Annotated in this window: 22 protein-coding genes; 20 read left to right on the forward strand and 2 right to left on the reverse strand. The window is 73.2% G+C overall.

Features of this window, described 5'->3' with window-relative positions; translation table 11 throughout:
- The first annotated feature begins 5 nt into the window (after positions 1-5).
- Genes folP through ACZ1IK_RS02920 form a run of 7 tightly spaced genes read left to right on the forward strand, consistent with a single transcriptional unit; the run spans position 6 to position 5578 of the window.
- The gene (gene folP / locus ACZ1IK_RS02890) at positions 6-920 is read left to right on the forward strand and encodes a dihydropteroate synthase (protein WP_041104655.1); all 915 of its coding nucleotides are present in this window, start codon (positions 6-8) and stop codon (positions 918-920) included.
- Positions 917-1297, forward strand: a complete 381-nt coding sequence (gene folB, locus ACZ1IK_RS02895; protein WP_041104654.1) for a dihydroneopterin aldolase — start codon at positions 917-919, stop codon at positions 1295-1297. The genes folP and folB overlap by 4 nt, the downstream gene beginning before the upstream one ends.
- Positions 1294-1938, forward strand: a complete 645-nt coding sequence (gene folK / locus ACZ1IK_RS02900) for a 2-amino-4-hydroxy-6-hydroxymethyldihydropteridine diphosphokinase (RefSeq protein ID WP_020625294.1) — start codon at positions 1294-1296, stop codon at positions 1936-1938. The genes folB and folK overlap by 4 nt, the downstream gene beginning before the upstream one ends.
- Positions 1935-2462 carry a DUF3180 domain-containing protein gene (locus ACZ1IK_RS02905; protein ID WP_020625295.1) on the forward strand — a complete coding sequence of 176 codons (528 nt, stop codon included), beginning with the start codon at positions 1935-1937 and terminating at the stop codon, positions 2460-2462. Before folK ends, ACZ1IK_RS02905 begins: the two co-directional genes overlap by 4 nt.
- Entirely contained in the window at positions 2443-2955 is a 513-nt protein-coding gene (locus ACZ1IK_RS02910; protein ID WP_020625296.1) for a PH domain-containing protein, read from the forward strand. Before ACZ1IK_RS02905 ends, ACZ1IK_RS02910 begins: the two co-directional genes overlap by 20 nt.
- A complete protein-coding gene (locus ACZ1IK_RS02915; protein WP_041104653.1) occupies positions 2952-4631 on the forward strand; it encodes a PH domain-containing protein in 1680 nt (559 codons plus the stop codon). The genes ACZ1IK_RS02910 and ACZ1IK_RS02915 overlap by 4 nt, the downstream gene beginning before the upstream one ends.
- Complete coding sequence (locus ACZ1IK_RS02920) at positions 4628-5578, forward strand: Rossmann-like and DUF2520 domain-containing protein (protein WP_020625298.1); 951 nt, start codon at positions 4628-4630, stop codon at positions 5576-5578. The genes ACZ1IK_RS02915 and ACZ1IK_RS02920 overlap by 4 nt, the downstream gene beginning before the upstream one ends.
- Positions 5579-5736: 158 nt before the next feature.
- Here ACZ1IK_RS02920 and ACZ1IK_RS02925 read toward each other — a convergent pair whose 3' ends face one another.
- Positions 5737-6213, reverse strand: coding sequence for a low molecular weight protein-tyrosine-phosphatase (locus ACZ1IK_RS02925; protein ID WP_020625299.1), 477 nt, complete (start codon positions 6211-6213; stop codon positions 5737-5739).
- A 262-nt stretch (positions 6214-6475) separates the two neighbouring features.
- Between ACZ1IK_RS02925 and ACZ1IK_RS02930 the strand changes: the two genes are divergently transcribed.
- Together ACZ1IK_RS02930 and ACZ1IK_RS02935 are read left to right on the forward strand one after the other, a co-directional pair.
- Positions 6476-6925 carry a DUF3806 domain-containing protein gene (locus ACZ1IK_RS02930; RefSeq protein WP_101965654.1) on the forward strand — a complete coding sequence of 150 codons (450 nt, stop codon included), beginning with the start codon at positions 6476-6478 and terminating at the stop codon, positions 6923-6925.
- A 95-nt stretch (positions 6926-7020) separates the two neighbouring features.
- Positions 7021-9183: an alpha/beta fold hydrolase gene (locus ACZ1IK_RS02935; protein ID WP_101965653.1), complete on the forward strand. Its 2163-nt coding sequence runs from the start codon at positions 7021-7023 to the stop codon at positions 9181-9183.
- 35 nt (positions 9184-9218) lie between these two features.
- Here the strand turns inward: ACZ1IK_RS02935 and ACZ1IK_RS02940 are convergent, their stop codons facing one another.
- Complete coding sequence (locus tag ACZ1IK_RS02940; RefSeq protein ID WP_254629237.1) at positions 9219-10094, reverse strand: LysR family transcriptional regulator; 876 nt, start codon at positions 10092-10094, stop codon at positions 9219-9221.
- A 126-nt stretch (positions 10095-10220) separates the two neighbouring features.
- Between ACZ1IK_RS02940 and ACZ1IK_RS02945 the strand changes: the two genes are divergently transcribed.
- The 11 genes from ACZ1IK_RS02945 to ACZ1IK_RS02995 all read left to right on the forward strand — a co-directional run bounded on the left by ACZ1IK_RS02945 (position 10221) and on the right by ACZ1IK_RS02995 (position 22326).
- Entirely contained in the window at positions 10221-11126 is a 906-nt protein-coding gene (locus ACZ1IK_RS02945; protein ID WP_101965651.1) for an NAD(P)-dependent oxidoreductase, read from the forward strand.
- Between the two features lie 31 nt (positions 11127-11157).
- A complete protein-coding gene (locus tag ACZ1IK_RS02950; RefSeq protein WP_101965650.1) occupies positions 11158-12660 on the forward strand; it encodes a CoA-acylating methylmalonate-semialdehyde dehydrogenase in 1503 nt (500 codons plus the stop codon).
- 111 nt (positions 12661-12771) lie between these two features.
- The gene (locus ACZ1IK_RS02955) at positions 12772-14169 is read left to right on the forward strand and encodes a GntP family permease (protein ID WP_256748685.1); all 1398 of its coding nucleotides are present in this window, start codon (positions 12772-12774) and stop codon (positions 14167-14169) included.
- 174 nt (positions 14170-14343) lie between these two features.
- Complete coding sequence (locus ACZ1IK_RS02960; protein ID WP_465098313.1) at positions 14344-15570, forward strand: glycerophosphodiester phosphodiesterase; 1227 nt, start codon at positions 14344-14346, stop codon at positions 15568-15570.
- A gap of 157 nt (positions 15571-15727) precedes the next feature.
- Positions 15728-16543 (forward strand): ATP synthase subunit B family protein, encoded by an 816-nt coding sequence (locus ACZ1IK_RS02965; protein WP_217565059.1) that lies wholly within the window; start codon positions 15728-15730, stop codon positions 16541-16543.
- Positions 16540-17007 (forward strand): phage holin family protein, encoded by a 468-nt coding sequence (locus ACZ1IK_RS02970; RefSeq protein ID WP_036314802.1) that lies wholly within the window; start codon positions 16540-16542, stop codon positions 17005-17007. Before ACZ1IK_RS02965 ends, ACZ1IK_RS02970 begins: the two co-directional genes overlap by 4 nt.
- A complete protein-coding gene (locus tag ACZ1IK_RS02975; RefSeq protein ID WP_069941095.1) occupies positions 17004-17702 on the forward strand; it encodes a DUF3618 domain-containing protein in 699 nt (232 codons plus the stop codon). The genes ACZ1IK_RS02970 and ACZ1IK_RS02975 overlap by 4 nt, the downstream gene beginning before the upstream one ends.
- 154 nt (positions 17703-17856) lie before the next feature.
- The gene (panC, locus tag ACZ1IK_RS02980) at positions 17857-18888 is read left to right on the forward strand and encodes a pantoate--beta-alanine ligase (protein WP_217565069.1); all 1032 of its coding nucleotides are present in this window, start codon (positions 17857-17859) and stop codon (positions 18886-18888) included.
- On the forward strand, positions 18885-19583 hold the full coding sequence (locus tag ACZ1IK_RS02985; protein WP_217565071.1) for a DNA-3-methyladenine glycosylase: 699 nt from the start codon (positions 18885-18887) through the stop codon (positions 19581-19583). The genes panC and ACZ1IK_RS02985 overlap by 4 nt, the downstream gene beginning before the upstream one ends.
- Positions 19584-19630: 47 nt before the next feature.
- Entirely contained in the window at positions 19631-20113 is a 483-nt protein-coding gene (locus tag ACZ1IK_RS02990) for an SRPBCC family protein (RefSeq protein WP_036380856.1), read from the forward strand.
- 149 nt (positions 20114-20262) lie between these two features.
- Positions 20263-22326, forward strand: a complete 2064-nt coding sequence (locus ACZ1IK_RS02995) for a M13 family metallopeptidase (protein WP_095347114.1) — start codon at positions 20263-20265, stop codon at positions 22324-22326.
- Positions 22327-22342: the final 16 nt, after the last annotated feature.

Genomic DNA, 22342 nt, shown 5'->3' on the forward strand with positions numbered 1-22342 from the left:
GACACGTGGACGAGAGCATCGACGCGGCGGCGCGGGAGGCGAACCGCGCCCTGCTGGGGCGGCTGCCCGCGGACCGGACCCTGGTCATGGGCATCCTCAACGTCACCCCTGACTCCTTCTCGGACGGCGGGGAGCACGCCACCGTCCGCGCGGCCGTCGAGCACGCCCGGCGCATGGTCGCGGACGGCGCGGACATCGTGGACGTGGGCGGGGAGTCCACCCGCCCCGGGGCCCGCGCCGTGCCGCCGGCCGAGGAGCAGGAGCGCATCCTGCCCGTGATCGAGGCGCTGCTGGCCGAGGACGTCGTCCTCTCCGTGGACACGCGCCACACCGCCACCGCCCGGGCTGCCCTGGCGCTGGGGCCGGTGATCGTCAACGACGTCTCCGGCCTCGCCCACGAGCCGGATATGCCGGCGCTGATCGCCGCGTCGGGCGCGCCGTACATCCTCATGCACAACCGCGGGAACCCGCAGACCATGGACGGGCTGGCCGTCTACGAGGACACCGTCCCGGACGTCGTGTGCGAGCTGCGGGACGTGGCCGGCCGCTTCCTCGCCGCGGGCGTCGAGCCCGCGCAGCTGATCGTCGACCCGGGCCTGGGCTTCGCGAAGGCCGGCGAGCAGAACTGGGAGCTGCTGCGCGGCCTCGAGTGGCTCCGCGCCATGGGCCACCCGGTGCTCGTCGCCGCCTCGCGCAAGCGGTTCCTGGGCACGCTGCTGGCGGACGACGACGGCACCCCGGCCCCGCCCGCCGCGCGCGACGCCGCCACCGCGGCCATCTCCGCCCTCGCCGCCGCCCAGGGCGCGTGGGGCGTGCGCGTGCACGACGTGCGCGCCAGCGCCGACGCCGTCCGCACCGCCGCGGCCTGGGCCGGGGCCCACGCCCCGGGTGAGCCCGTCTCCGAGGACGTGCTGCCGTGAGCGCCCGGGACCGCATCCGCCTGGCCGGACTGTCCGCCGTCGGGCACCACGGGGTCTTCGACCACGAGCGCCGGGACGGGCAGCCGTTCGTCACGGACGTCGTCCTCCACCTCGACGCCGGCCCCGCCGCGGCCGGCGACGACCTCGCCCGCACCGCCAACTACGCCGAGGTCGCGGACACGGTGGTCCGCCTGGTCACCGGGGAGCCGGTGGACCTGATCGAGACCCTCGCCGACCGGATCGCCCGCACCGTCCTCGCCGAGCAGCCCGTGGTGGCCGCCGTCGAGGTCACCGTGCACAAGCCGCAGGCGCCCATCCCGCACGACTTCGCGGACGCCGCCGTCACCGTGCACCGCACCCGGGAGGACCTCGCGTGAGCACCGTCGACTGGTCGCACCCGGCCGAGGGCCCCGCGCCCATCCCCGAGCTGGGCGCCCGCCCGGACGCGCCCGTCGCGGCCGTGCTGGCCCTCGGCGCCAACCTGCGCGAGCCCGCGCAGACGCTCGACGCCGCCGTCGCCGCCCTGTCCGCGCTGCCGCACATCACGGACGTCCGGGCCTCGCCCCGGGCCGTCACCACACCCGTGGGCGGGCCGCCGGGCCAGCCCGACTACCTCAACCAGGTGGTCACGCTGCGCACGGACCTCGCGCCGTGGGAGCTGCTCGCGGTGGCGCACCGGCTCGAGCAGGACCACCATCGGCGGCGTGAGGTCCGCTGGGGCGCGCGCACCCTGGACGTGGACGTGATCGCCTACGGAGACGTGCGCAGCGACCACCCGGACCTCACCCTGCCGCACCCCCGCGCGGCCGAGCGGGCCTTCGTGCTGCTGCCGTGGCTGTGGCTCGACGCGGACGCCACGCTCGCCGGCACGCCCGTCGCCGACCTCGCCGCCGTCGCCGCGGACGCCCCCGGGGTGCGCCGTCAGGAGCCCGAGCGGCACCGGCTGCTGGCCGGCACCGACGACGTCGCCCCGCTCCGCCCGGCACGCCCGGACGCCCTCGGGAGGGAGGCCACGTGATCGCGCTGCGCTCCGGGTGGACCCTGCTCGTGGTGCTGGTGGCCGCCGTGCTCGGCTGGCTGGCCGGGCTCGCCGCGCCGTCCCTGGGCTGGCCGGCGCCCGTGGTGGGCCGCGGCGGCCTGATCACCGTGGCCGCGGTCTCCGTGCTGTGCCTCGCGCTGGGCTGGCGGGTGCGCCGCGACCGGGAGAAGCCCGCCGCCGCGCGGATGGACCCGCTCGCCGCGGCCCGCACCCTCGTGCTCGGCCAGGCCTCCGGCTTCGCGGGAGCGGCCCTCGGCGGGTGGCACGCCGGGGTGGCGGTGCAGGTGCTGCTGCGGGCCGGCGTGGAGGCACCGACCGTGCGGGAGGCCGCCCTGCAGGCCGTCGGCGGTCTCGTCCTGCTGGTGGTGGGGCTGATCGTCGAACGGTGGTGCCGGATCCCGCCTGAGGAGGATGCGCCCGAGGGCGGCCGTGGGCAGGATGGGTCCCCGGGCCGACCGGCCCGTCCCGAGACGGAAGGAGGGTATGCCCGTGCCCGGCATTGACCTGAGCGGCGTGGCCTTCACGCCGGCCTCGCCGCGGCTGGCGACGGTGAAGCTCATCGCCACGACCATCGGCCACCTGATCTGGCTCGCCGCGTTCTCCGTGCCGCTGATCCTCAAGCTCACCGGCCCGTGGGCGGGGATGGCCGCGTGGGTCGCGTGGGGGCTGCCGGCCGTCGTCGTCGTGTCCTGGATCGTGGACCTGATCCTGATCCCGCGGCGCGTGCGCGCGATGGGCTGGGCCGAGCGCGAGGACGACGTCCTGTGGCGCGAGGGCATCCTGTTCCGCAGCGTGCACGCGGTGCCGTACGGCCGCCTGCAGTACGTGGACGTGTCGGACGGTCCGCTGCTGCGCCGGGTCGGGCTGCAGACCCTCACCCTGAAGACCGCCGCCGCGGGCGGGGACGTCACCCTGGAGGGCGTGCCCCGCGAGAGGGCCGAGGAGCTGCGCGAGGTCCTCATGGCGCGCGGCCAGGCGCGGCTGGCGGGCCTGTGAGCGCGGCCGCCCCGCCCCCCGCCGACGACGCCGGCTGGGTCCGCGTCCACCCCGCCTCGCCCTGGGTGCGGGGCTGGACCTTCCTGCTGCTGATCCTGTTCTTCGCGGGCCGCAACGCGGTGGAGGACTTCGCGGCGGGCCGGCTCAGCGGGGAGGACGCCCCGGGCGGCGGCGACGGCAGCCTGCTCGTGGCCGGCGGCATCCTGCTGGGGGTCACCCTGCTGATCAGCCTCGTGTTCTTCTTCTCCTGGTGGTTCACCCGGTTCCGCTGCGGGGAGGACCGGATCGAGCTGCGCCAGGGCTGGCTCTTCCGCAGCCGCCGGCAGATGCGCTACGACCGCATCCAGGCGGTGGACCTGCAGCACCCCCTCGTGGCTCGGCTGCTCGGGCTGGCCACGGTGAAGGTCGAGGCGGCCGACGGCGGCGAGTCCGCGCTCGAGCTGTCCTTCCTGCGCCGCGCCGAGGCCGAAGCGGTGCGCCGGGAGATCCTGGACCGCGCGTCGGGGATGCTCGGGGGAGCCGGGGCGGACGCGTCCGCGCCGGAGCGGGCGGCCGAGCCCGGCCTCCCCGACGCCGACGCCGCGGACGCCGGCGAACTCATGCTGCAGGTGCCCGCGGGGCGGCTCCTCGGCTCCGTCCTGCTCTCCGGAGGCGTGCTGGGGGTGCTGGCCGGGTCCCTGATCTGGCTGGGCGGCCTCGCCCTCGTGGTCGCGCTGCTGCCCGAGGCGGTGCTGGACGAGGGGGAGACCCTGACCGGGATCGGCGCGGCCGCGGCCCTGCCCGCCCTGTTCTCCGTGGCCGGCGTCGCGTGGTCCCGGCTGAACGCCGGCTGGGGTTTCCAGGTGCGCCGCTCCACCGACGGGCTGCGACTGCGGCACGGGCTCACCGAGACCACCCACCAGACCGTCCCGCCGGGGCGGGTGCAGGGGGTGACCGTCTCCCAGCCCCTGTTCTGGCGGCCCTTCGGCTGGTATCGGGTGAACATGGCGGTGGCCGGGTACCTGCAGGAGTCCGACGGCGCCCGGGACGTCGCGCTGCCCGTCGGCCCGTGGGAGGACGTGCTCCGCGTCCTCACGGTCGTGGCCCCGGACCCGGGCCTGGACGGCGATCCGCGCGCCGCGCAGGGGCTGACCCCCGCCGGGCTCATGCACCTCGGCGTGCACGGCACCGGCACGGAGGGCGGCTTCCAGCACGTGCCGCGGCGCGGCAGGTGGTGGTTCAACTGGTTCGCCTGGCGGCGGACCGGCTTCACGACGACGCGGTCCCTGCTGGTGGTGCGCAGCGGCTGGTTGAACCGCCGGCTGCAGACCCTCCAGCACGAGCGCATGCAGGCGGCCGAGCTGGCGCAGGGCCCGGTGCAGCGACGCCTGGGCCTGGCCACGGTGCGCGTGTGGGTCGCGGGGGCGAACGCCGTGGTCCGCGACCTCGACGAGGACGTGGCCGTGGACCTGTACGCCCGGGAGGCCCGGCACGCGGCCGTCTCGCGTCGCCTCGCCGACCGCGACCAGTGGATGCGCCCCGAGGAGCTGGCCCGCTTCGAGCAGCGCACGCGCGAGGTCGCGGCCACCGAGGTGGGCCGCCGCGAACTGGCCCGGGCCGGCGTCGTCGGCGGCGCCGTCGTCGGGGAGGAGAGCGGGGCGCACGTCCCCGCCGTGCGCGGCGAGGAGGAGCGATGACCGGCGGACTCGACCTGAGCCTGGACCCGCATGACCCGGCGCAGCGGCCCGGGCGGCTGGGCGTCGGCGTGGTGAGCGCGGGTCGAGTGGGGGCCGTGCTGGGCTCGGCGCTGCGGGCTGCGGGCCACACGATCACGGGCGTGCACGCCGTCTCCGAGGCCTCGCGGGACCGCGCGGAGATGCTCCTGCCGGGCGTGCCCGTCCTGGAGATCCCCGAGATCCTGCGCCGCTCCGAGATGGTCGTCTTCGCCGTCCCGGACGACGCGCTGGGCGAGCTCGTGGCCGGCCTGGCCGCCGCGGGCCACGTGCAGACCGGCCACCTGCTCGTGCACACCTCCGGCCGCTACGGGGTGGGGGTGATGGAGCCGGTGCGCGCGCACGGGGCGATCCCCCTGGCGATCCACCCGGCCATGACGTTCACGGGGCTGAGCCTCGACGTCGCCCGGCTGCAGGACTGCGTGTTCGGCGTGACCGCGGACCCCGTGGTGCTGCCCGTGGCCCAGGCGCTCGTGGTGGAGATGGGCGGCGAGCCCGTGGTCGTGAAGGAGGCCGACCGGGCGGCCTACCACCTGGCGCTGTCCCACGGGTCGAACCACCTGGTGACGCTGACGGCGCAGGCCCGTCAGATCCTCGAGACGATCGGGGTGGCCGACCCGGAGCGGGTGCTGCGCTCGCTCATGACCGCCGCGCTGGAGAACGCGCTCACCGACGGCGACGGCGCCCTCACCGGCCCCGTGGCCCGCGGCGACGTCGACACGCTGCGGACCCACCGTGAGACCCTCGGCGAGCTCGAGGCCGGGGGACTGTCGGCGGACGTGCGGGCCGTGTGGGAGACCCTCGCCCGCGCGACGACCGACCGCGCCGAGACCCGCGGCGCCCTGCGCGCGGACACGGCGGCGCGGCTGCGAGAGGTCCTCGACGACTCCGACGACCCCCACGACGACTGACCGACCCCCGCCGCCCCCGCTTTCGTTCGGGAAACGGCGGGTCCCAGGCCGCTTTCGTTCGGGAAACGGCGGGTCTCAGGCCGTTTTCGTTCGTGAAACGGCCGCCTCCGACGGCGTTCGCGTCGCTGGGACGGGACCCCGGGACCGCGCCCCGTCCGTCAGAGGCGCCCGTCGCGGATCGCGGCGACGACGCCGTCTGCCGCGTCCTCGATCTGCCGGTACATCTCCTCGAACTGCGGCCGCGGATACCCGTACGGATCGGGGACCTCGCGCACCCCGGCGCGGTCCGCATCCGACGCGAACTCGCCCATCAGGTGGATCCGGTCCCGCTGCTCGTCCGTGGTCGCGAGCCGCCGCGCGTCGGCGAGGTTGGCCTCGTCCATCACCAGGATCAGGTCGGCGTCGTCCACGAGGTCGGCGGACAGCTGCACCCCCACCGTCGGGAACTCGTAGCCCAGTTCCCCGCCGACCTCGCGGGTGAGGTGATGCGGCCGGGCGCCCACGTGCTCGTCGGACGTGCCGGCGGAGGTGACCTCGACGTCGTCGAGACCGGCCTCCGCGAGCTTGCGGTTCAGCACGGCCTCGGCGGCGGGCGAGCGGCAGATGTTCCCCAGGCAGACGGTCATGATGCGCATGGGGCCAGTGTCTCAAGTCCGGGCGGGGGCGGCGGACGACGACGGCCCGCACGCTCGGCTCGTCGCCGGCGGGGCGGCATCGGGTGCGTCCACGAGTGGTCCCGCTGGAGGGTCGGAGGCCTCCGGCGGTGTGTCCCCCCGGTTCCTCGCCGTTTCCCGAACGAAAGCGCTGCGACACGCCGCCGTTTCCCGAACGAAAGCGCGGCTGGCACCGTCTGTTCCGGCGACGACGGCGCCCGACGCGCCTGGCAGGATGGAGGCCATGACCGACCAGCCCGAGATGAGCCCCCTGACCGAGCCCGAGCGGGAGTGGGTGCGCGTCCGTCGCGACTTCGCCGCGCAGGAGGGCGTGGACCACCTGGACCTGGACGCGGTCGCCGCCTACTACGACGCCGTGCTGGCCCGCTCGCAGGCCGAGGCCGAGGAGCTGGACCCCGAGGAGCTGGCGGTGCTGCTGGACGTCGTCGCGGTGCTGCTCGGCGAGCACCTGGGCGCGCGCCACGGCATGCAGTGGGTGACGGTCGCGGATGAGGAGGGGCCCGCCCTCGCGCTGCGGGACACCCTCTCGGACGCCGTCGTCTTCCCGCAGCCGGTGGTCGGCCAGAGCTGGAACGACCAGGCCACGGGGGAGTGGATGGGCGGGTACGTCGACTGGCTCGGCGAGCAGCTCCAGCAGATGCGGGCCGACGCCGGCACGCTGCCCGGCGCCTGAGGCGCGGCGGGCACCGGGGCGGCCCGCCGTCGATGCCACCACCCCGCCGCCCTCCGTGTTGCCCGGATCACGTGCGGGCCGATAGAAACGAACGCATGACCTCCACCCCGGACACCGCGGACACCCCCGCCACCCCCTTCCACGACCTCGACGCCTTCACCGCCCTGCCGCGCGTCGCCGGTCTCACCCTCAGCCCGGACGGCGCCCGCCTGGTGACCACCGTCGCCACCCGTGACGCGAAGGGCACCGGCTACGCCACCGCCCTCTGGGAGGTCGACCCCGCGGGCGAGCGCCCCGCCCACCGCCTGACCCGCTCCCGCGAGGGCGAGGCCGGCGCGCAGTTCGCCGCGGACGGCACCCTCTTCTTCACCTCCGCCCGTCCCGACCCCGCCGACGCCGAGGCCGAGAAGCGCAGCGCCCTGTGGGCCCTGCCGGCCCGGGGCGGCGAGGCGCGCGTGGTGCTCTCCCGCCCGGGCGGCGTCGCCGCGGTCACGTGCGCGTCCGCAGCGGACCGCGTGGTCGTCACGGCGGACCGGCTGCTCGGCGCGACCACCGAGGCCGAGCACGCGGCCCTCGCGCAGACCCGCAAGGACGCCGGCGTGGACGCCATCCTGCACACCGGCTACCCCATCCGCTTCTGGGACCACGACCTCGGCCCCGCCCGCCCCGAGCTCTTCGTCCTCGAGCCCGGCCCGGACCCGCAGGGCGAGCCCGCCACCGACGCCGACGTCGCCGAGCCCGGCCCCGCCGCCTCCGGCCTGGCTCCCGAGGCCGACGACGTCGCGCACCACCTGCGCCACGTCTCCGGCTTCCCGCGCTCCCACGCGTTCGGGATCGGCGCGCAGGTGGCCCCGGACGGCTCGTTCCTGATCACCACGGCCGCCACCGCCGAGGCCCGCGGCAACGTGCGCGAGGGCACGGTGGTGCGCGTGGACCTGGCCACGGGCGAGCACCGCGTCCTGCACGACGTCCCCGGCGAGGACGTCTCCGTCGGTCCCGTCAGCCACGACGGCACGCGCGCCGTCGTCGTCCGCACCCTCGACTCCACGCCGCACTCCGCCGTGCACCCGCGCCTGTATGTGATGGACACGGCCACGGGCCAGACCACGCCCCTGGCCCACGGCTGGGACCGGTGGGCCGACGTCGTCGCGTGGCTGCCGGACGACTCCGCGGTGATCGCGCTCGCGGACTCCGAGGGTCGCCGCCCGGTGTTCCGCATCGAGGTGGCCACCGGCGCCGTCGCGCAGGTGACCCGGGAGGACGAGGCGTGGACCGACGTCGTGCTCTCCCCGGACGGGGCCACGGCCTACGGCGTCCGCTCCTCCTACCTGTTCCCGCCGGAGGTGGCGCGGATCGACCTGGCCACGGGCGAGGCCAGGCGCCTGCCGAACCCCGTGGAGCGCCCCGCGATCCCGGGCACCCTCGAGGACGTGGAGACCGTCGCCGAGGACGGCACGCGCGTGCGCGGCTGGCTCGTGCTCCCCGAGGGGGAGCCGCCGGCCGGCGGCCACCCGCTGCTGCTGTGGATCCACGGCGGTCCGCTGGGCTCGTGGAACGCGTGGAGCTGGCGCTGGACCCCGTGGATCATGGCGGCGCGCGGCTACGCGGTGCTGCTGCCGGACCCGGCGCTGTCCACGGGCTACGGCCAGGACTTCATCGAACGCGGCTGGGGCCGCTGGGGTCAGGCGCCCTACACGGACCTGATGGCGCTCACGGACGCCGTCGTGGCGCGTGAGGACGTCGACGGCGACCGCACCGCCGCCATGGGCGGCTCGTTCGGCGGCTACATGGCGAACTGGGTGGCCGGGCACACCGATCGGTTCCGGTGCGTGGTCACGCACGCCTCGCTGTGGGCGCTGGACGGCTTCGGCCCGACGACGGACGCCGCGTTCTACTGGGCCCGCGAGATGGACGAGCAGATGCAGCAGGAGAACTCTCCGCACCGGTTCGTGGGGGAGATCGTCTCTCCGATGCTCGTCATCCACGGCGACAAGGACTACCGCGTGCCGATCGGCGAGGGGCTGCGCCTGTGGTCGGACCTGCTGGCGAAGTCCGGGCGGCCGGCCGCCGCGGACGGCACCACCGACCACCGGTTCCTCTACTTCCCGCACGAGAACCACTGGATCCTCGCCCCGCAGCACGCGAAGGTCTGGTACGAGGTCGTCCTCGGCTTCCTGGGCGAGCACGTCCTCGGCGACGGCGCCCCGACGGCCCCGGAGACGCTGGGACTGACGCGGCCGTCGTCGACGGCGGGCTGAGCCGCCGGGTGTGGCCGCCGCGGCGCTGGAGCACGTCAGGCCTGGTGCAGGGCTAGGCGCTCGTGCACAGCGCGGACCGTCGGATTGCGCCATGCCTCGACCGTGACCATGAGCCAGTACTCCATCCGGTGGCGGAAGACGTTCGGCAGGATGGGGACCAGGTCGGGGTCATCGCCTGCGCAGAAGTCGGGCAGCAGCCCGATGCCGGCCCCGGCCCGGGTCGCCGCCACTTGGGCCATGACACTGGTCGAGCTGGCACCGGTCCGCATGTGTCGAAGCGATTCGCGCGCGGCGTCCAGGGATTCGGTGCTCAGTTCCGTCTCCACGTAGTAGACGAGCGGGTGGTCGCCCAGGTCGGCCAGGTCCTGTGGAGCACCGTGCCGTCGGACGTAGTCCTCGGACGCGTAGAGCCGGAGTTCGTAGTCGCGGAGGAAGCGGGTCAGGGCACGGGACTGCCCGGGGTGGCCGACGGTGACCACCATGTCCAGGTCCGTGTGTGACATGCGGCCCCGCGCCGGGTTCGTCCGGATCTGGACCTGCAGGCGGGGATGAGCGGTTTGGAGCTCGGCGATGCTCGGCGCCGCGAATGCCACGGCGAACGCCTCGGGAACTCCGAGACGGATGACCCCGTGGAGGTCGCCTCGGTGCCGACCCGTCAGAGGCTCCACGGCGGCTTCGAGCGCGCGCGCGGCAGCGAGCGCTTCTTCGCCCAGTGGCGTCACCTCCATCCCTGCAGGACCCCGGACGACGACCCGGCCGCCCAGGGCCGCCTCGAGCGCCTTCAAGCGGCGTGTGACCGTCGTCCGATTCACCTGCAGTTCCTCCGCGGCTGCATCGAGGCGACCCTCTCGGACGACGAGGAGGAGGGTGACCAGCCCTTCCATCTGGGTGACGGCTTTCCAGCGCTCCATCGGCTGATGATGCACGAATGCACATCATCCGTGCAATTTCCCCTCTCGAAGATGCATTGATACCCGCACGCACCCCCCTTAGTGTGAGCTGCACCACAGGACAGCAACGCAGGAGGCTGGATTGAGATGACTCGTTTCGCTTGGATCGGACTCGGGAACATGGGTGCACCCATGGCTGGCAACCTGGTCGCGTCCGGCCATCCAGTCAGGGGCTACGACCTGAGTGACGCGGCGCGGGAGGACGCGCGGAAGGTGGGCGTGGACGTCGTCGGCTCCATTGCGGAGGCGGTTGCCGACGCCGACGTGGTGGTGACGATGCTTCCGAAGGGCCAGCACGTGCGCGACGTGCTCTCCCAGGACGGCGGGGTGTTCAGCAACGCACGTCCGGGGACGCTCATCATGGACTCGTCCACCGTGGACATCGAGACGTCCCGCTGGTGTCACGAGGAAGCGCCCAAGCACGGCGTGCGCTTCGTCGATGCCCCGGTGAGCGGGGGCACGTCCGGGGCCGCTGCCGCGACCCTCGCGTTCATGATCGGCGGAAGCGAGGCCGATGTCGCCGAAGCCCTGGAGCACGTGAAGCCGATGTCGGGCAAGGCGTTCGCCGCGGGCGGGCCGACGGCGGGCATCGCCGCCAAAATCGCCAACAACATGATGCTGTTCATCACGCAGATGGCGGCGTCCGAAGGGTCCCAGCTCGCGAAACACCTGGGACTGGACCCGAAGACCTTTTGGGAGATCACGACGGCCTCATCCGGCATGTCCTGGTCGCAGCAGACGTGGTATCCCGTCGCGGGGGTCGTTCCGAGTGCCGCCGCCAACAACAACTTCGAGGCCAGCTTCCGAGCGGACCTGGCCATCAAGGACGTCACCTTGGCGGTGGATGCGGGAAAGGCCGCTGGCCTTCACCTCGAGGCGGCGTCTCTCGCCCAAGAGCAACTGCACCGGCTGCGTGACGAAGGCCTGGGTGACAAGGACTGCACCCTCGTCGTGAAGTACGTGACGCCTGGCAAGAGCCAGGCCGAGATCTGAACGATTCCACGCATACACGCAGGAGCTGAGCATGACCACCATGTCCGCAGGAAAGACCACCGTCATCGAACACTTCATCGGGGGGAAGGCTCGGGGCGGCGACCGCACCACCCCCGTTTACAACCCGGCGACGGGCCAGCAGATCGCTGAGCTCGTCCAGGCGCCGGCGTCTCGGGTCGACGAAGCCGTGCGGGACGCGGTGCGCGCACAGCGGGAGTGGCGGCGCGTCGGGTTGGTGAAGCGTTCGAAGATCATGTTTCGGGCCCGGGAAATCATCGACGCGCGGAAGGACGAGCTGGCTCGGATCATCACGAGAGAACACGGCAAGGTCCACTCCGACGCACTCGGCGAGATCGCGCGGGGGATGGAGAACGTCGAGTTCTGCGCCGGGCTCCTGCACCACATGAAGGGGGAGTTCGCCGAGCAGGTGGCCGACGGTGTCGACGTCAAGCAGATCCGGCAGCCGGTGGGGGTGGTTGCGTGCATCACGCCCTTCAACTTCCCTGCCATGGTGCCGCTCTGGATGTTCACCACGGCGATCGCTGCCGGCAACGCCGTCGTCCTCAAGCCGAGCGAGCGCGACCCTTCAGCCGCCAACTGGCTGGCTGAGGTCTTTCTGGAGGCGGGCCTGCCCGAGGGCATCCTGAATGTCGTCCACGGCGACAAGGAGGCGGTGGACGCGCTCCTCAGCCACCCGCAGGTCAAGGCTGTCTCCTTTGTGGGTTCGACGCCGGTGGCCCATCACATCTACACGACGGCCGCGAACGAGGGGAAGCGCGTTCAGGCTTTGGGCGGGGCCAAGAACCACATGGTCGTCATGCCGGACGCCGACCTCGAGAGCGCGGCCGCCGCGGCTGTCTCGGCCGCCTTCGGTTCTGCCGGCGAGCGCTGCATGGCGATCTCGGTGGCGGTGGTGGTGGGCGACATCGCCGACCAGTTCGTCGACCGGGTCACGGAACTGGCCCGGGCACTCGTCGTCCGTCCGGGCGACCAGCCCGAAGCCGAGATGGGCCCGCTCATCACCCGCGACGCGCTGGAGCGGGTCACGTCCTATGTGGACGGCGCCGCGCAGGAGGGTGGAACGCTCGTGCTGGACGGGAGGACCCACGACGTGCCGACCGAGGGCTTCTTCATTGGGCCCAGCATCGTCGACCATGTCCGGCCGGGCATGAAGGTCTACGACGACGAGATCTTCGGCCCCGTGCTGGCGATCGTGCGCGTGGACACGTATGAGGACGCGGTCGACCTGATCAACGAGAACCGGTTCGCGAACGGCACGTCGGTGTTCACCCGCGATGGGAAGACCGTGCGCTCGTTCGAGTACGACATCGAAGTCGGCATGGTCGGGGTGAACATCCCGATCCCCGTCCCGGTGGGCTCGTTCAGTTTCGGAGGCTGGAAGGACTCGCTGTTCGGGGACACGCACATGTACGGCCCCGAGGGGTTCAACTTCTACACCCGGCGAAAGGTCGTCTCCTCTCGTTGGCCCGAGGCCAGCGAGTCCCAAGTCGACCTCGGGTTCCCCTCCCACTGAGCCGTCGGCTCACTGACAACCTCGTGAGATGAACACTCCATGATCATCGGATTCCTGGGCATCATCCTCTCCTTGCTCCTCCTCATCACCATGGCCTACCGGGGGACCTCGGTGGTCATCGCGGCCCCGGTGTGCGCCGCCGTGGCGATGGTCTTCTCGGGGGCGCCGTTCCTGGCGACATACACGGACATCTTCATGCCCGCGCTGGGCAAGTTCATCACCAGCTACTTCCCGATCTTCGTGACCGGAGCGATCTTCGGACGGCTGATGTCGATCACCGGGTACGCCCGCGCCGTCGCCCAGGTCATCACCCGGTGGCTGCGCCCTCAGCGGGCCATCCTGGCGACGGTGTTCACCGCCGCCATCCTGACGTATGGCGGCGTGAGTGTGTTCGTGGCCGTGTTCGTGATGTTCCCCCTCGCGAAGGAACTCTTCCGGATGGCTGACCTGCCGCGGCGGATGATCCCCGCCACGATCGCGCTGGGCATCCTGACCTTCACGATGACGGCCGTCCCGGGGACGCCTCAGATCCAGAACATCATCCCGGGGCAGTTCTTCGGCACAGGCACGTTTGCCGCGCCGATCGTCGGCGTGGTGGGAAGCGTCCTGATGCTCGGCCTCGGCCTGCTTTGGCTGCACTTCCGGGTCGGACGGCTCGTCGCGGCAGGGGAACGGTTCGGCCACCTGACCGACCTGGAGCGGGCAGCGGGCGTGGGCGAGGCGAACGCGGGGAAGGCCGCCGGCCCGACCGGTGACGCCGCCGTCGGCACTCTGGTGAAGGAGTCCGAGGCCGGGGAGGTGCTCCTTCCCGAGCCACGGAACGCGCTGCTGCCCTTCCTGCCGATCCTGGCGGTCTTCGTGGTCAACCTGCTGGCGACGACGGTTGTCTTCCCGGCCATGGACTGGGGGTATCTCCAGGAGGAGAAGTACGGTGGGGCCACTCTGGCCGGCCGGTCTGCGGTCTGGGCCGTCCTCTCGGCACTGCTGGCCGCCGTGGCGATCATCGTCCTGCTCAACCTCCGCCATCTGCGTGTGATCTGGGAGAACTTCATCGTGGGTGCCCAGCGGTCACTGGTGCCCATCTTCAGCACCGCGTCGGAGGTGGGCTACGGAGCGGTGATCGCCTCTCTGCCGGCCTTCGCCATCGTCAAGAACGGCATCCTGGCGCCCGGCATGAACGCCCTGGCGGCGACGGCGATCTCCACTTCGGTCATCGCCGGCATCACGGGCTCGGCCTCGGGCGGCATGACGATCGCGTTGAACGCCATCGGCGAGGACCTCCGGTCTCTGGCGGTCGAGCAGGGCTACAGCCTCGAGTTGCTCCACCGAGTCACCGCGATGGCATCCGGAGGTCTCGACTCGATGCCCCACAACGGGGCCGTGATCACTCTGCTCCTCGTGTGTGGCATGACGCACCGCGAGTCGTACAAGGACGTGGCGATGATCACACTCGTGATCCCTGTACTGGCCGTCGCTGTGATCGTCCTTGGGGCACTCGCCGTCGGCTGACGCCGATCCGATCTGTCCTCGCGGCCGGGCGCGGCGCTGCGTGACCGTGCCGCGCCTGGAACCGTCACCGGCTGTTCACCGGACGGGCCGTCTGTGGCCGGAGGGGGGCCACCCGGCCGACACCCGGATCTGGCCCACTGGAGCGGTCATCCCCCTCCCGGAAAGGACCGTCCCATGACCTCCGTCCGTCGTCACGCCGCCCGAGGCCTCGTGGCCCTCGCCGCCGCCGTCGCCGTCAGCGCCCCGCTGGCCGCCCCGGCCGTCGCCGCCCCCGCCGCACCGACGGCCCCGGCCGCCGCGCAGTCCGTCACGGGCAAGCCCGTGGCGCGCCCCGAGGTCGTGGGCCACCGTGGCGCCTCCGGCTACCGCCCCGAGCACACCCTGGCCGCCTACGAGCTGGCCGCCGCCCAGGGTGCGGACGTGATCGAGCCGGACCTGGTCTCCACCAAGGACGGCGTGCTCGTGGTCCGCCACGAGAACCTGATCGACGGCACCACGGACGTCGCCCAGCGACCCGAGTTCGCGGACCGCAGGACCACCAAGGTCGTCGACGGCGTGGCCCTCACCGGCTGGTTCACCGAGGACTTCACCCTCGCCGAGCTCAAGACCCTGCGCGCCAAGGAGCGCCTGCCGCAGGTCCGCCCCGAGTCCGCGTCCTACGACGGCCGGTACCAGGTGCCCACCTTCGAGGAGGTGCTCGAGCTGCGGGAGCGCCTCTCTGCCCGGTACGGCCGCGAGATCGGCGTCATCCCCGAGATCAAGCACCCCACCTACTTCGACTCCATCGGCCTGTCCATGGAGGAGCGCGTCGTCGAGCTGCTCGACGAGCACGGCCTGAACAAGCGCAACGCCCCCGCCACCGTGCAGTCCTTCGAGCTCGCCAACCTGCGCGATCTCAACGAGAACCTCGGCCTCAAGGCCGAGACGGTGTTCCTCTCCAGCGTCACCGGCGCACCCTATGACTCCGTGGCCGCCGGCGACGAACTCCGCGACTACGACTTCTACGAGACCGCCGCGGGCATGCGCGAGGTCCGCGCGGCCGGCGTCGACACGCTCGGCCCGGCCTTCGCGCAGATCATCACCAAGGAGAAGGACGGCTCGATGGGCGAGGAGACCGCGTTCGTCTCCCTCGCCCACCGCGCGGGCCTTGAGGTGGTGCCGTACACCTTCCGCGCCGAGAACCAGTTCCTCTACACGGAGTTCCGCTCCTCCACGGACCCGAACGCGCGGGGCGACATGGTCGGCATGATCCAGCCGTTCCTCGACGCCGGCATCGACGGCTTCTTCACCGACCACCCCGACCTCGGCGTGCAGGCCGTGGACACCTGGATGCAGGGCAAGAAGGAGCACCCGGGCCGGGGCGTCGGCAAGACCGCCCAGCGGGGCCTGAAGGCGCGCTGACCCCGTCCTGACCGGAGACGATCCCGGCGGACCCGAGGTCTTCCGGCACGGTCCCGGCGGTGCTTACCTTGGCGCTCAAGACCGGTGGGCCCGGTGACGTGGACGGCCAGAAGGGCCGGCCATGAGGGCCGCCGACCCGGACGAAGGAAGGCACAGCATGACGACGAACACGCCGAAGAACGCCCACGGCTCCTCAGCCGAGGGCCGTGACGCCAAGGACCAGGCGAAGGACAAGGCCCAGCAGGCCGCGGGCGAGGCCCAGGGCCAGGCGAAGGCCGTGGCCCACGACGCCAAGGACAAGGCCCAGGACCTCGCGGCCACCGCCAAGCACGAGGCCGGCCAGGTGAAGGACGAGGCCGCTGACCAGGTGCAGTCGCTGGTCGGCTCCGCCCAGGAGCAGGTCGGCGCGCAGGTGCAGACCCAGCAGGAGCGGCTCGCGGGCCAGGTGCGCAGCTACACCGACGACCTGCACCGCGTGGTCTCCGGTGAGCAGCCGCAGACCGACCTGGTGCGCCAGGGCGTCGCCTCGGTGGCGGACCGTGCCGAGGCCCTGACCCAGCGCCTGGAGACCGCTTCCCCGCAGGACCTGCTGCAGGACGTGCGCGGCTTCGCCGCTCGCCGCCCGGGCACGTTCCTGGCCCTCGCCCTGGGCGCCGGGCTGGTGGCCGGTCGACTGACGCGCGGCATCCGCGACGCCGCCCAGCCCGGCTCCGCCGCCTCCACCGCGCCGCGCCGTCGCGAGACCCGTCCGGACGCGGTGCACGCCGACGTGACCCCGCACCACCTGGACTCGCAGGCCCCGGCCTACTCGAGCGATTCGCTCTCCCAGGCCGATGGCCGCGTCACGGACGGCGCCGGGCCCCGCCGCGCGGCCGGCGTCGGGGACACCCCGTACGGCACGCAGGCGCCGGTCCAGCAGGGCCTGACCGCCGAGCGGCCGTTCGACCAGACCCGGCCCGGGGGTGACGCATGAGCACCGCCCACGAACCGTTCCGCGACGCGACGCCGCACTCCGGCGCGCACACCCCGCCGCCCACGCAGGCGGAGTTCCGCGCCGAGCACGAGAGCCTCGGCGAGATGTTCCAGAGCCTGTCGGCCAAGCTGTCGACGCTGGTCAGCCAGGAGATCGCCCTGGCCAAGGCCGAGGCCACCGAGTCCGCGAAGAAGGCCGGCAAGGGGGCGGGGCTGCTGGCCGGCGCCGCCGTCGGCGGCTTCTTCCTGCTGATGTTCCTGTCCCTCGCCCTGATGCACCTGCTCGACGTGTTCCTGCCGATCGGCTGGGCCGCGCTGATCGTGGCCGTGCTGTGGGGCGTCGTGGCGGCCGTGCTGGCCGTGCAGGGCAAGAAGGACATCGAGAAGATCAAGGGTCTGCCGCAGACCCAGGAGACGCTTCAGGAGATCCCCGAGACCCTGAACCCCGCGAAGGAGACGCGATGACCACGAGCAACAACCCCGATGAGATCCGCGCCGACATCGAGCGTACGCGCCGCGAGCTCGGCCAGGACGTGGACGCCCTCGCCGAGAAGGTGAGCCCCACGAAGGCCGTGTCCCGGCAGACCAACCGCATCAAGGACGGCTTCATCCACGCGAAGGAGAACATCATGGGCTCCCCGGAGCAGCACCGCCACGAGCCCTCGCTGGGCGATCGCGCCCACGGGGTGATCGACGACGCCCGGGCCTCCGCGTACGACGCGGCCGGCCAGGCCCAGGACCGCCTGGGCGACGCCGGCGACCGGGTGTCCGAGTGGGCCGACGACGCCCAGCACGCCCTGCACCAGGCCCCGGCTCAGCTGCGCGGCCGCACCGCGGGCAACCCGTTGGCCGCCGGGCTGATCGCCTTCGGTGCCGGCCTGCTGCTCAGCTCGCTGATCCCCGCCTCACGCGCGGAGCAGCGCGCCGCGGAGGGCCTCAAGGACCAGGCCGCCCCGCTGGTGGACGAGGCCAAGCAGGCCGCCCAGCAGCTGCGCGAGGACCTCGAGCCCGCCGCCCGCGAGGCCGCCGGGAGCGTGAAGGAGTCGGCCGCCGAGGCCGCTTCCCACCTCAAGGAGCAGGGCACGGACACGGCGCAGGGCCTCAAGGCGGAGTCCCAGGACGCCGCCCGCCAGGTGAAGGACACCGCGAAGGACGCCTGAGCCCGACTCGAGCACGACGCCGGCCGGTCCCGTTGACGGGACCGGCCGGCGTCGCGCGTGGCGGGGCCGAATCCGGCCCGCGGCTCAGGCCTTGGACCAGATGCGCGTGGTGAGGCGGAAGTCCTCCCCGAGGCCCCGTGCCTAGACTCGGAGGGTGACCCCTCTCGACCGCGTCCCCGACCAGCGCCCCGTCCCCGCCGGCACCGGCCTGACCCTCGAGGACGCCCTCCCCGCTCCCGTGACGGCCGAGGCCGACGGCGTCTCCGCGCGCCCGCGTCTGGCCCGGACCGTCGCCGAGATGCGCTCCGCTCTCCGTGAGCTCGTCGCCCACGCCACGGACGACGGCGACGCCGAGCCCGTCACCGTCGGCCTGATCCCCACGATGGGCGCCCTCCACGGCGGCCACGCGGCCCTGGTGCGGCGGGCCCGCGCCGAGAACGACGTCGTCGCGGTCAGCATCTTCGTGAACCCGCTCCAGTTCGGCGATCCGGCCGACCTGGAGCACTATCCGCGCACCCTGGACGCGGACCTGGACCTGCTGGCGGCGGCGGGCGCCGACGTCGTGTTCGCCCCGGACGTGCAGGAGATGTACCCGGGCTACCCGGACGCGCCGATCGTCACCGTCTCCGCCGGCCGCATGGGGGAGGTCCTCGAGGGCGCCTCCCGCCCGGGCCACTTCGACGGCGTGGCCACCGTCGTGGCGAAGCTGTGGAACATCGTGCGCCCGGCGGTGCCGGCCCTGCGCAGCTACTTCGGCCAGAAGGACGCGCAGCAGCTCACCGTCCTGCGCCGCCTGGCCACGGACCTGGACATCGACGTCGACGTCCGCGCCGTACCCATCGTCCGCTCGCCCGAGGGCCTCGCGCTCTCCAGCCGCAACACCCGCCTGGACGCCGCGGGCCTGGAGCACGCGCTCGTCCTCAGCCGCGCCCTGCGCTCCCTGGCCGACGCCGCGGCGGCCGGTGAGCCCGTCGACGTCCAGGCCGCTCGCCGGATGGTCGAGGACGAGCCGGGCGTCGAGCTGGACCACCTCGTGGTGGTGGACCGGGACACCTTCGCCGAGCTCGGTCCGGAGCTGCTGTGCCAGCCGCTGCGCCGCGAGGCCCTCGCCCTCGTGGCCGCGCACGTGCCGCCCGTCCGGTTGATCGACACCATGGTGCTGCCCGCCGCGGGGCCGCTGCCGTGACCCCGGAGCGTCTCGCCGCCGCCTTCGACGGCCCCTCGCCCGCGCTCGCCGCGACGCTGCTGGGGTGCCGGCTGACCGTCGTCGCCCCGGACGGCGCCGTCACCGTGCGGCTGACCGAGACCGAGGCGTACGGGAACGCGGGCGCGGACCCCGGCGCCCACTCGTTCCGCGGTCGCACCGAGCGCAATGCCGCGCTGTTCGGGCCGCCGCGGCGTACGTATGTGTACCTGAACTATGGCATCCACCGCTGCCTGAACCTGGTGGGCCACCCCGAGGGGGAGGCCGGCGGTGTGCTGCTGCGTGCGGCCGAGGTGCTCGCGGGAGGGGACCTCGCGGTGGCCCGCCGTGGCCGGGACACCGGCCTCAAGCTGCTCTCCGGCCCGGGGAACCTCGGCCAGGGCCTCGGCATCACCCTGGAGATGGGCCACGCGCCCGTGGAGATCGTCGCCGCGTTGCCGGAGGTGGCCGACGACGGCGGCACCCCGGCCCGCCTCGCCGCGCCGGCCGCGCCCGCCCGCTTCCTCCTGGCCCCGCCCGCGCCCCGCGATCCGGCCGAGCCGCCGATCGAGGTCGTGACGGGCCCGCGCGTCGGCGTCTCGGGGGAGGGCGGCTCCGTGCGCTTCCCGTGGCGGTTCAGCGTGGCCGGCCACCGCAGCGTGTCCGCGTTCCGGCGTGGGCGCAACGTGCCGGACTGAGCCCCAGACCTTGTCGACCGCCCCGGCCCCGTGCCTAGGTTGATCCCATGACCGAGATGAACAAGACCGCCCACGGCGAGACCCAGCAGACCGTCACCCGGACCATCGACGCGTCCGCCAAGGACGTGTTCGACTTCCTGACCCTGCCCGCGAACCACGCGAAGTTCGACGGCTCGGGCATGGTGCAGTCCGACGACAAGACCCAGCGCATCCAGAAGGTCGGCGACGTGTTCACCATGAACATGCACGCGGAGCACATGGGTGGCGACTACCAGACCGACAATCACGTGGTCGCCTACGACCCGAACAAGCTGGTCGGCTGGAAGACCGCCCCCGCCGGCACCGAGCCCAAGGGTTGGCAGTGGGTCTACCGGCTCGAGGACAACGGCTCCGGCAGCACGGTCGTGTCCCTCACCTACGACTGGACCGCCGTGACCGACCCGGAGCTGCTGGCGAAGAACCTCTTCCCGATGGTGTCCGAGGAGCAGATGGAGGAGTCGCTCGCGAAGCTGGCCGCCGAGGTCGGCTGACCCCCGCCTCCCGACGGCGGCCTCCGGGCCGGCCGTCCCCTCGACGACGGGCACGCACCCGGCCAGGGTGCGGTGCCCGTCGTCGTGTCCGGTGTCACGGCTAGAGTGCCGTGCGAGACCGTCCACCCCCACGTCCAGGAGGATCCGCCGTGACCGCCACCGCCGAGCCCGAAGTCCCGTCGCCGCGCGAGGACCTGTACCGCCACGTCAACGCCGGGTGGCTGGACACCCACGAGATCCCCGCGGACCAGGGCGCCTACGGCGCGTTCCTCGAGCTGCGGGACGCGGCCGAGCTCGCCGTCCGGCACCTGTGCGAGGACGCCGTGCGCGAGGTCGGCACGGGCTTCGATCCCGCCCAGGCGCGCGTGCAGGCCACGGCCGCGGCCGGCGCGCACCGGGACGTCCCGCTCGCCCCGCTGGACGAGGAGGACGCGGAGGGCACGGAGCATCCGGAGCTCAAGCGCCGGATCGCCGCGCTGTACGCCTCGTTCATGGACGACGAGACCGTGGAGGCCCGCGGCCTCGAGCCGATCGCCTCGGACCTGGCGGCGGTGGCCACCGTGTCCACCCCCGCGGAGCTGCTCGCCCTGTCCGGGCGACTGCAGCGCCAGGGCGTCTCCGGCCTCATCAACACCGGCGCCCTCAACGACGCCGGGAACCCGGACCGCATGCTCCTGCACCTGCTCCAGGGCGGCCTGGGCCTGCCGGACGAGTCCTACTACCGGGACGAGGCCTACGCCGAGATCCTCGAGCAGTACACCGAGCACACCGGCCGTCTGCTGGCGCTGGCCGGGATCGGCGCGGACCGGGACGAGGCCGCCGCGCTGGGCGTCCGGGTGGTGGAGCTGGAGAAGCGCATCGCCGCCCTGCACTGGGACCTGGTCCGCAGCCGGGACGCCGTGGCCCGCTACAACCCCATGACCCACGACCGGCTGACGGAGCTCTTCCCCCTGGCCGACGCGTGGCTCGAGGGCGTGGACGCCGCCGGCGAGCGCGCCGCGGAGGTCGTGGTGTGGCAGCCGGACTTCCTCTCCGGTGTGCAGGGGCTGCTCGAGGGACCCGAGGCCGCCGACCTCGAGGACTGGCGTCACTGGCTGATCCTGCAGGTGCTGCGCTCCTTCGCCGGCTTCCTGCCGGACGCGTTCGTGCAGGAGAACTTCTCCTTCTACGGCCGCCGCCTGGCCGGCACCGAGGAGGTCCGCCCCCGCTGGAAGCGCGCGGTCGCGTTCGTCAACGGGGCGGCCGGCGAGGACGTGGCGCAGCTCTACGTGGCCCGCCATTTCCCGCAGGGCCACGTGGCCGCGATGGACGAGCTCGTGGGCCTGCTCCAGGAGGCCTATCGCCGGTCCATCGAGGAGCTCGAGTGGATGGGCGAGGAGACCCGTCAGCGGGCGCTCGAGAAGCTGGCGATGTTCCGCCCCATGGTGGGCTACCCCTCGAAGTGGCTGGACTACTCCGCCCTCGAGGTCCACGCCGGCGACCTGCTGGGCAACGCCCGCTCCTCCTCGGAGCTCGAGTGGGAGCGGGACCTGCGCAAGATCGCGGACGGGCCGGACCCGGAGGAGTGGCACATCACGCCGCAGACGGTGAACGCGTACTACTCCCCGCTCGAGAACGCGATCGTCTTCCCGGCCGCCATCCTGCAGCCCCCGTTCTTCGACCCCGAGGCCTCGATGGCCGCGAACCTGGGGGCGATCGGCGCCGTGATCGGCCACGAGATCGGCCACGGCTTCGACGACCAGGGCTCGCGGTACGACGGCGCCGGTCGGCTCGAGGACTGGTGGACCGAGGAGGACCGCGCGGCGTTCACCGAGCGCACCTCCCGGCTGGTGGCCCAGTACAACGCGCTCTCCCCGGCCGAGGCCCCGGACCACCGCGTCAACGGCGAGTTCACCCTGGGGGAGAACATCGGCGACCTCGGCGGCCTGGGCATCGCCCACCGCGCCTTGGAGATCTGGCGGGACGAGGGCGACGGCGCCTCCCTCGACGCCGCGGCGGGGGACCGCGAGTTCTTCACCGCCTGGGCCACCGTGTGGCGTCAGCTCACGCGACCGGAGGCCATGGTCACCCGCATCGCCTCGGACCCGCACTCGCCCAACGAGTTCCGCTGCAACCAGGTGGTCAAGAACATCGACGCCTTCCACGAGGCGTTCGGCACGCGCGAGGGGGATCCCATGTGGCTGGCCCCGGAGGAGCGCGTCACCATCTGGTGATCCCGCCCGCCGGCCG

This window comes from Micrococcus sp. CS26 (assembly GCF_055522295.1).

Bases quoted from the DNA above. Each gene is read 5' to 3' on its own strand.
- ACZ1IK_RS02935 (WP_101965653.1), top strand. From the start codon at position 7,021: ATGACCTCCACCCCGGACACCGCGGACACCCCCGCCACCCCCTTCCAC.
- ACZ1IK_RS02960 (WP_465098313.1), top strand. From the start codon at position 14,344: ATGACCTCCGTCCGTCGTCACGCCGCCCGAGGCCTCGTGGCCCTCGCC.
- ACZ1IK_RS02940 (WP_254629237.1), bottom strand. From the start codon at position 10,094: ATGGAGCGCTGGAAAGCCGTCACCCAGATGGAAGGGCTGGTCACCCTC.
- ACZ1IK_RS02925 (WP_020625299.1), bottom strand. From the start codon at position 6,213: ATGCGCATCATGACCGTCTGCCTGGGGAACATCTGCCGCTCGCCCGCC.
- ACZ1IK_RS02990 (WP_036380856.1), top strand. From the start codon at position 19,631: ATGACCGAGATGAACAAGACCGCCCACGGCGAGACCCAGCAGACCGTC.
- ACZ1IK_RS02920 (WP_020625298.1), top strand. From the start codon at position 4,628: ATGACCGGCGGACTCGACCTGAGCCTGGACCCGCATGACCCGGCGCAG.
- ACZ1IK_RS02970 (WP_036314802.1), top strand. From the start codon at position 16,540: ATGAGCACCGCCCACGAACCGTTCCGCGACGCGACGCCGCACTCCGGC.
- ACZ1IK_RS02930 (WP_101965654.1), top strand. From the start codon at position 6,476: ATGACCGACCAGCCCGAGATGAGCCCCCTGACCGAGCCCGAGCGGGAG.
- ACZ1IK_RS02950 (WP_101965650.1), top strand. From the start codon at position 11,158: ATGACCACCATGTCCGCAGGAAAGACCACCGTCATCGAACACTTCATC.
- ACZ1IK_RS02910 (WP_020625296.1), top strand. From the start codon at position 2,443: ATGCCCGTGCCCGGCATTGACCTGAGCGGCGTGGCCTTCACGCCGGCC.
- ACZ1IK_RS02975 (WP_069941095.1), top strand. From the start codon at position 17,004: ATGACCACGAGCAACAACCCCGATGAGATCCGCGCCGACATCGAGCGT.
- ACZ1IK_RS02945 (WP_101965651.1), top strand. From the start codon at position 10,221: ATGACTCGTTTCGCTTGGATCGGACTCGGGAACATGGGTGCACCCATG.
- ACZ1IK_RS02965 (WP_217565059.1), top strand. From the start codon at position 15,728: ATGACGACGAACACGCCGAAGAACGCCCACGGCTCCTCAGCCGAGGGC.